The 7316-nt window shown below is 52.2% G+C and carries 8 protein-coding genes; 5 read left to right on the top strand and 3 right to left on the bottom strand.

Annotated features, from left to right (window positions below):
• Positions 1 to 243: 243 nt before the first annotated feature.
• From Q8O92_13495 to Q8O92_13505, 3 genes are all read right to left on the bottom strand, one after another.
• Entirely contained in the window at positions 244 to 375 is a 132-nt protein-coding gene (locus tag Q8O92_13495) for a hypothetical protein (protein MDP2984328.1), read from the bottom strand.
• Positions 363 to 1322, bottom strand: a complete 960-nt coding sequence (locus Q8O92_13500) for an acetyl-CoA carboxylase carboxyltransferase subunit alpha (GenBank protein MDP2984329.1) — start codon at positions 1320 to 1322, stop codon at positions 363 to 365. The genes Q8O92_13495 and Q8O92_13500 overlap by 13 nt, the downstream gene beginning before the upstream one ends.
• 303 nt (positions 1323 to 1625) lie before the next feature.
• Positions 1626 to 2261, bottom strand: a complete 636-nt coding sequence (locus tag Q8O92_13505) for a radical SAM protein (GenBank protein MDP2984330.1) — start codon at positions 2259 to 2261, stop codon at positions 1626 to 1628.
• 137 nt (positions 2262 to 2398) lie between these two features.
• Between Q8O92_13505 and rpiB the strand changes: the two genes are divergently transcribed.
• The 5 genes from rpiB to Q8O92_13530 form a co-directional block, all read left to right on the top strand.
• On the top strand, positions 2399 to 2860 hold the full coding sequence (rpiB, locus tag Q8O92_13510) for a ribose 5-phosphate isomerase B (protein ID MDP2984331.1): 462 nt from the start codon (positions 2399 to 2401) through the stop codon (positions 2858 to 2860).
• Positions 2844 to 3515 (top strand): RraA family protein, encoded by a 672-nt coding sequence (locus Q8O92_13515; protein ID MDP2984332.1) that lies wholly within the window; start codon positions 2844 to 2846, stop codon positions 3513 to 3515. Before rpiB ends, Q8O92_13515 begins: the two co-directional genes overlap by 17 nt.
• 85 nt (positions 3516 to 3600) lie before the next feature.
• Complete coding sequence (locus Q8O92_13520) at positions 3601 to 4791, top strand: DUF4861 family protein (GenBank protein MDP2984333.1); 1191 nt, start codon at positions 3601 to 3603, stop codon at positions 4789 to 4791.
• A 254-nt stretch (positions 4792 to 5045) separates the two neighbouring features.
• A complete protein-coding gene (locus Q8O92_13525; protein MDP2984334.1) occupies positions 5046 to 6077 on the top strand; it encodes a Gfo/Idh/MocA family oxidoreductase in 1032 nt (343 codons plus the stop codon).
• A gap of 281 nt (positions 6078 to 6358) precedes the next feature.
• Positions 6359 to 7316, top strand: a 958-nt coding sequence (locus tag Q8O92_13530; GenBank protein ID MDP2984335.1) for an enolase C-terminal domain-like protein, incomplete at its 3' end; no start/stop codon positions are given.

The following is a 7316-nucleotide window of genomic DNA, read 5'->3' on the forward strand; positions in this document are numbered from 1 at the left end:
AACCGTCCTGTTCTCTGTTCGCCTTTAACAGACCTTTTGATGCATTCAAGTTGAATAAAAGTTTTTTACTTTTGTCGCCCTCGTCTTAATAAGGGGGGGTGCCGAAGGCAGGGGGGATCTTTAAAGACAGAGGAGTACTTAATTTCTCTTATTTACTGTATGTTGCTGACTTAACGACATAACCAAATAAAAAAAACTTCTCGCAAAGATGCAAAGGCGCAAAGAAAACAGAAAAAGAAAGAATTAATAATTCGGATAGGTTTGCTTGTTTTCGACTCCTGAATCCTGTTTTTTATCTTTATATTTTTTTCTGTCTTCTGTCTTCTTCTTTTCTTCTGACTCCTGTCTTCTTCTTTGCTTTTTTATTCCGACCATCGTCCCATCTCACGGAACTTCCTGATCCGCTTCTCTACGAGTATATCGGGAGAATAGGCCTTCAACTGAACAAGGGATCGGAGAATATCGCTCTTCAACTGCTCGGCTACTGCTGCCGGATCGTTCTGCGCTCCTCCGAGAGGCTCCCTGATGATGACGTCTATGATACCCAGTTTCTTCAGTTCGGGAGCGGTGAGTTTCAGTTCCTCGGCGAATTTATCCTTCTTGTCCGTGCTCCGCATGAGAATTGTGGCGCAGGATTCAGGCGCAATGACCGAATACCAGGAATTTTCAAGCATGATTATATGATCTCCGACCGCGATGCCGAGCGCCCCGCCTGAGCCGCCCTCGCCGATTATGGTTACTACAATCGGTGTTTTGAGACGGCTCATTTCCAGGAGATTCCTTGCGATGGCCTCACCCTGGCCGTGTTTCTCCGCCTCGATTCCCGGAAACGCTCCCGGAGTATCGACAAAAGTAATAATCGGGCGTGAAAACTTTTCGGCGAGCTTCATTATCCGGAGCGCCTTACGGTAGCCTTCGGGGGCGGGCATGCCGAAATTCCTCTTGATCCGCTCGTCGTTGTCACGGCCTTTTTGCTGGCCGATAACCGCCACCGCTATCTCGCCGAGCCTGGCAAAACCGGTTACCATCGCCGGGTCATCGCCGGTGAATCGGTCGCCGCGAAGCTCGATGAAATCGGTCATCATCATGGATATATAATCAAGGGTATAGGGACGGTTGGGATGACGGGCAATCTGCACCCGCTGCCAACTGGTAAGCTTGCCGTATATTTCGGAGCTGAGTCGTTTTTCCTGCTCCTCCAGACGGGCGATCTCACTATGGGTGCTTTCCGGATCCTTATTTTCCCATTCCTCAATCTCGCGGATTTTCTGACGGATCTGGCGCAAGGGTTCTTCAAAATCAAGCAGGTACCGTTCAGGCAAAAATCAATCCTCCATAAAGATGCCGATGCCTTATTTTTACTAAAGCAATGAGGCTTTTGCAAAAGTCGTGTTATACGTAAAAAGAAAACGAGTTTTTTACTACAGCCCCCTATCCCTCGTTCCCTTTCCCCCTGAATGGGGCAAGGGAAGTCGTTGCTCCACAGTCTTTTCTTGCCCCCTCCGGGGGAAGGATGTCCAAAGGACAGGAAGGGGGCTTCTCCCAACAATATAGACTTTTGCAAAAGGCTCATGTATACTATAAATCCATGCTAATATGGGTAGAATTCATATTAAAAGCAAGCTTTATCTGCCCCGCGATTCATGGGGCCAGATACAGCGGTGAATTTGAAGATTCAACCGCGCTTCCGGCAGTTCACGGATGAGCCATTCGGCCAGTGTGGAGGGAGCGAGGGTATTCCACACAGGAGAAAAGAGGACGGTGTTTTTGTCGATCAGCCCGTGTTCCGCGACAAAATCCCGGGCGAATTCGAAATCGCGGCGGTCGGTGAGCACAAATTTGAACTCGTCGGATATACGTTTCCGAGTTAGAACGCTGTGGTGCAGGCCAGCCTTTTCACCGCTTCCGGGACACTTGATGTCGATGACCCGGATTACCCCTCTGGGAAGGGGAGTGACATTAACTGTGCCGTTGGTCTCCACGCTGACACGGCAGCCCCTCTTGAGCAGCCCGGCGGCCAGCTCCGGGGTTTCCCGCTGAAGGAGCGGCTCCCCTCCGGTGATGCAGGCAAAAGGGATGTTATACTCTAGTACCTTCTTTACGATTTCATTTACTGCCATCTCCGTTCCTCCCCTGCGGGCATACGATGTATCGCAGTAACGGCAATGGAGGTTGCAGCCGGAAAGCCGTACAAAGACACAGGGGAGACCCTGCAGGGTGGATTCACCCTGGATGCTCGGAAACAGCTCGATAATCTTCATGGGAAAGAGAATGGGATAAAAAACGGTTTATGAAACCTTGACTGTGAAGCTTCTGTTGTGTATCATATTCGGGTTGTAATCTCTCGCCAAAAATAATGATGTTTGGTACGACTGTCAATCAATACTCTGGAGGCTGTATGAAAGTGGCTCTGGGTTCCGACCATGCCGGTCTGGAACTCAAAACCTATCTTAAGGAGGAGTTGCAGAAACAGGGGCACGAACTTATCGACTGCGGTACTGATTCACCGAATTCGGTCGATTATTCTGATTACACCGTAAAGGTCTGCGCACTGGTACGGGCGCAGGAAGCGGAATACGGTATCCTGGTCTGCGGCACCGGAATAGGGATTTCCATCGCCGCCAACAAACAGAAGGGTATTCGCGCCGCCCTGTGCATGAACGAGTTCATGGCCCGCATGGCCCGTCAACATAACGACGCCAATGTTCTGGCGCTCGGCGGGATGGTGATCGGGAAGCCTCTGGGGCTGGCTATCGCCGAAACGTTCCTGAAAGAACCGTTTTCCGGCGGAGAGCGTCATATCCGGCGCATCCGGAAAACCATGGCATTGGAAGGAGAAAAAAATGGATTTCAAGAATGAGCTCGAGATTTTTGACTTCATGGAAAAGTACTTCTATGCAGGCGCCCTTTCCGACATCCTTGACGAGATGGGATACCCCGAGTGCGCCATAAGCCCCTATTCCATGATCCGCCCGCTCTATCCCGAAGCGGTCTGCGCCGGAAGAGTACGGACTCTCCTGAACGCCCCCGCCCGCACCGGCACGGTGGATCCTTACCGTCTTGCCATCGAGCTGGTCGACAGCCTGAAACCCGGCGAAGTCTCTGTTGCATCTTCCGATAAACCCATCGAATGCGGTATCATGGGAGAGCTTTCGGCTATGGCCATGACCAGGCGCGGCGCCCGTGGGTGCATAGTGGACGGCTATACCCGCGACGCCCGCAAGATCATCCAGCGCCGGTTTCCCACCTTCGCCCGTGGTGTGTCGCCGATCGATACCACCGAACGTGTCATGGTGATCGAGTACGACTGCCCGGTGATCATCGGCGGAAGAAGGGCGGTTCCCGGCCAGATCGTGTTCGCCGATCTCGACGGCATCATTCTCATTCCGAAAGCGGTTGAGACGGAGGTGATCCAGGAGGCGGCCAAACGGGTCAATGTGGAAACCCAGGTACGGGACAACCTCAGCGAAGGCGCAACCATGCGCGACGTGTGGGACAAGTATCACGTGCTGTGATACTGTTTTCGTATATGGCGACATAACGAAAGTCGTCGTCATCGGCAGTTAAAATATACTTTGAACCGTATCCGGGGAGGCTGAAATGCATACCGCTGGGTTTCACTTTAGTTCGTATGGTTTTCTGACGGCATTTGTGTTCATGGCGGCAGTGGGCGCCTGTTTCGCCCAGAAACCGGATGATCCGGCAGTCAGGTATGCGAAGAAGTTCGACATTGTAATTGCCAATCCTCTTGCCCTGAATCGTCCCGGCGAGCCGGTTGTAATTCCCCTTTCTCAGATAATGGCAAAGGCGCCGGATTTCAACCGTAATTTCTTCCGGGTGAAATACAAGGCCGGTATGTTCGAGCCGCTCGACATCCCCTCGCAGATACGGATAATCCCCGACGGGAGAAAAATCGAGGAACTGGTTTTCCAGGTTGATCTCGGGCCTAGTGAGAAAAAGACGGTTGAACTCCAGTACAATCTCCAGGGTTCCGGTCTTCCGGCATATCCGGCCAGAACCCAGTCTTTTGAGAAATGGTATACAGGCGGGGTGAATATCGCCTGGGAAAATGAGCTTGTAGCCTACCGTTCCTACAGCGGCCTGATCGATTTCTTTGGCAAGAGTTATGCCCATCTGCGTCTCCAGGACCTGCCGCCCGATTCCTATCATCATGAGCGGCTCTGGGGAGTGGACCCGTTTGTGATCGGGAAAAAGCCGGGACTGTGCGGAGTGATGCTCTTTGAAGGAAATGACCGCGTCCAATGCTACGGAGGCGGCGAAGGGATTAATTTCATCCACAAGGCCGAGAGCGGCGGTCCCGTGTGTGCAGGCGCGGTGGTCGCCATGGAAAACAAGGGCGGGCCGGTTGTGGAGGAATCATACAGTTTGTATGCCGGGCGTTACTATAATGAAGTCCGGACTGTTCCATCGAAACAACATCTCCAGAAAGGCGTTCTTGTTGCTCCCGGGATGCAGAAGAATGACAAGGAGACCGTTCAGTTCAATGAAAAACAGGGCTATCTCGCGACACAGGTCCTCACCGATGAATATGGCGCCATAGGGCTGGCTCTCATCTGGAATCCGGGCGCTTTCGCCGGTATGGCCGAGACGAACGAGGGGAGATTCATCAAGCTCAAACCCTCACCGGACGGTTCGGTGAAGTATCTCAGTATGGGGGTATGGTACCGTGGAAGCGCCGAACAGCCTGCTTCGATGGATGCGCTTGTGAAGATGGCCGATGAGTTGTCTCAGGGATTCCGCAACCCGCTTCAGGTGGAGATTGGGAAATAAATTAAACGGTTATGTTATTTGGTTGGTATTTTTGAAAATGGTGCAACGTGATTGCACATTTAGATCCTGAAACGAGTTCAGGATGACACGTGTCATGCCGAACTTGTTGCCGCTTCGCGGGAACGATGAAACCGTTTCGGCATCTATACGATCACGAACCTTATATAATGGCATACCCGGGTAAATAAAGCCTATTTTATTCTGTCTTCTGTCTTCTTTCTTTACATCATTTCACATCAGCAAAAGGAGAAATCATGCTGTTTAAAATCAACATCATCGGTCTCGGCATCATGGGGAAGAATGTGGGACGGGCGCTCCTGAGGAATCCCATGGTGAAAATCACCGCCTGCGCCGATCTGAAAGAGGAAAATCTCGAATCTGCCAAAGCTGAGCTTGGTTTCGAGAAATCCTATAACGATTACGAGAAGATGATCGCCGCCGAGAAACCCGATGCGGTTTTCATCGCCACCCCGGATTGGGCGCACTACCAGCCGGTGATGACCTGCCTGGATGCCGGAATCAACGTGCATGTGGAAAAGCCGCTGACCACGAATGAAACCGAAGCAGCCGCCATCGTGCGGAAGGTGAAAGAAACCGGACTTAAACTCCAGGTTTCGTATAACCACCGCTGGCTGGCCCCCTACCATGCAACCTGGAACATGATCCGCGAGGGGAAGATCGGCGAATGCATCATGGGTTATGCCCGCAAGAACAACCCAATCACAGTGCCGACTGTCATGCTCCCCTGGGCGCGGAACAGCTCTCCCATGTGGTTTCTTTCCGGCCACGATATCGACCTGATGACCTGGTGGTTCAATGATGACCCGGTGGAAGCCAAGGGGTATGGAATCAAAAGGGTTTTGAAAGCCAAATACGGCTGGGATACCTATGACGCCATGCAGGGTCTGGTGAAATTCTCCAAAGGCTCGTTCGCGACCTTTGAGTCCACCTGGGTGTATCCGGAAACCCATCCGGCCATGCCCGATTCGTTCATGGAAGTGATAGGCGAGCACGGCCATATCCATCTCGACCGTAAAACCGAGGCTATCGAGATGTCCACACCCGAAGGTTTCAAATGGCCGCGTTCGCTCCTGAACTATAAGGTATTCGATCGCTGGGTCGGCGCTTTCCCTTCCTGCATCAACAGTTTCATCGACGCTCTTGCGGAAAACCGCGAACCCTATGTAACCGCCTATGACGGCTGGCGGTCGACCGCAGTTCTCGACGCCATTCATCGTTCGGCGGATTCCGGGGATACGGTGAAGATTGCGCCGCCGCCTTTGTAAGAGCAAGAATATATTGGAATCTTTGATTTATTCTCTCGCAAAGTTCGCAAAGTCAATAAAGAAAGGAAAAGATTGGAAATTCGAATGAATCACGGAAAATTTATAGTATCTGAATAATTTTAACATAAAGCGAGAGAATACAATAGAAATTATCGAAAAATGCATTTTTCTTTGCGAACTTTGCGGACTTTGCGAGAAAAAGTATTTCAAAGGTTTCATATTGTAAAATAATGTTGGGGTTCGGCCTGCTGAACCCCTACAAAAGAGATCCGGAGAAACACATGCCGCCTCAAACCACTCTTCCCATGACCATATCCGAAGCTCGGGTATATCATCTCAGCGCCCCGCTTGAAAAACCGTACCAGACCACCTTCGGCGCCATGACCCACCGTCAGGCGGTCATCATTACCCTTGGCAATGTCGAGGGTATCGCCGGAATGGGGGAGAGTTGGATCAATTTTCCCCTCTGGGCGCCGTGGGAGAGGGTTGCGGCGTTCACCGGCGGATATTTTCCCCAGATCATCGGGAAAATGGTCGAAGATATTCCGGGATTCGTCCGGGGACTATGGAATAAAAACTACCGCGCCGCGCTTCAGTCGGCGACCCTGGGGCCGGCTTTGCAGGCAGTATGCGCAGTGGAGGCCGCCCTCTGGGATATGCAGGGCAGGATGCGGGGGCTTCCGGTGGGAAAACTCTTTTCGGATACTCCCGCATCACGGGTCAAAATGTACGGCAGCGGCATAAATCCGCCCTTTCTGGAAGATGCCATCCGAGAAGTGCTCGACCGGGGCGTGGAAACGTTCAAGCTGAAACTGGGGTACGGCGACGATGAGGACAGAAAGAATATCCGCCGGTTGAAAGCAATTGTGGGAGCGGAAGGGAAGATTGCAGTGGATGTAAACCGGAGCTGGACATTCGATAAGACCCTGAGCTGGATGGAATATTTCCGGGATGCCGGAATCGTGTGGCTCGAGGAGCCGCTCTCCATCGAGGAGCAGCACCGGTACCCTGAACTGCTCGCCCGTGCCGCTGTCCCTCTGTCCGCCGGGGAAAACTTCCTCATCCCGCCCGGGAGCAGCCTGGCGAACGAGGGAGAAAGCGGGCTGACGTTCAATCAATTCGCTTTGGCTCTCGATATCATCCAGCCGTCGGTTGTAAAAAACTGTTGTTTTTCCGATGCCGTGCGGCTCATGGATCAGGTGGAAAAACAGGGGAAAAAGCTCTGGCCGCATTTCCTCG

Origin of the sequence: Candidatus Latescibacter sp., from assembly GCA_030692375.1 — a bacterium.
Taxonomy (GTDB): Bacteria; Latescibacterota; Latescibacteria; order Latescibacterales; family Latescibacteraceae; genus JAUYCD01.

What these genes read in the sequence shown, in the direction of transcription:
- Q8O92_13525 (MDP2984334.1), top strand. Translation starts at nt 5,046, where the DNA reads ATGCTGTTTAAAATCAACATCATCGGTCTCGGCATCATGGGGAAGAAT.
- Q8O92_13495 (MDP2984328.1), bottom strand. Translation starts at nt 375, where the DNA reads ATGGTCGGAATAAAAAAGCAAAGAAGAAGACAGGAGTCAGAAGAAAAG.
- Q8O92_13505 (MDP2984330.1), bottom strand. Translation starts at nt 2,261, where the DNA reads ATGAAGATTATCGAGCTGTTTCCGAGCATCCAGGGTGAATCCACCCTG.
- rpiB (MDP2984331.1), top strand. Translation starts at nt 2,399, where the DNA reads ATGAAAGTGGCTCTGGGTTCCGACCATGCCGGTCTGGAACTCAAAACC.
- Q8O92_13515 (MDP2984332.1), top strand. Translation starts at nt 2,844, where the DNA reads ATGGATTTCAAGAATGAGCTCGAGATTTTTGACTTCATGGAAAAGTAC.
- Q8O92_13520 (MDP2984333.1), top strand. Translation starts at nt 3,601, where the DNA reads ATGCATACCGCTGGGTTTCACTTTAGTTCGTATGGTTTTCTGACGGCA.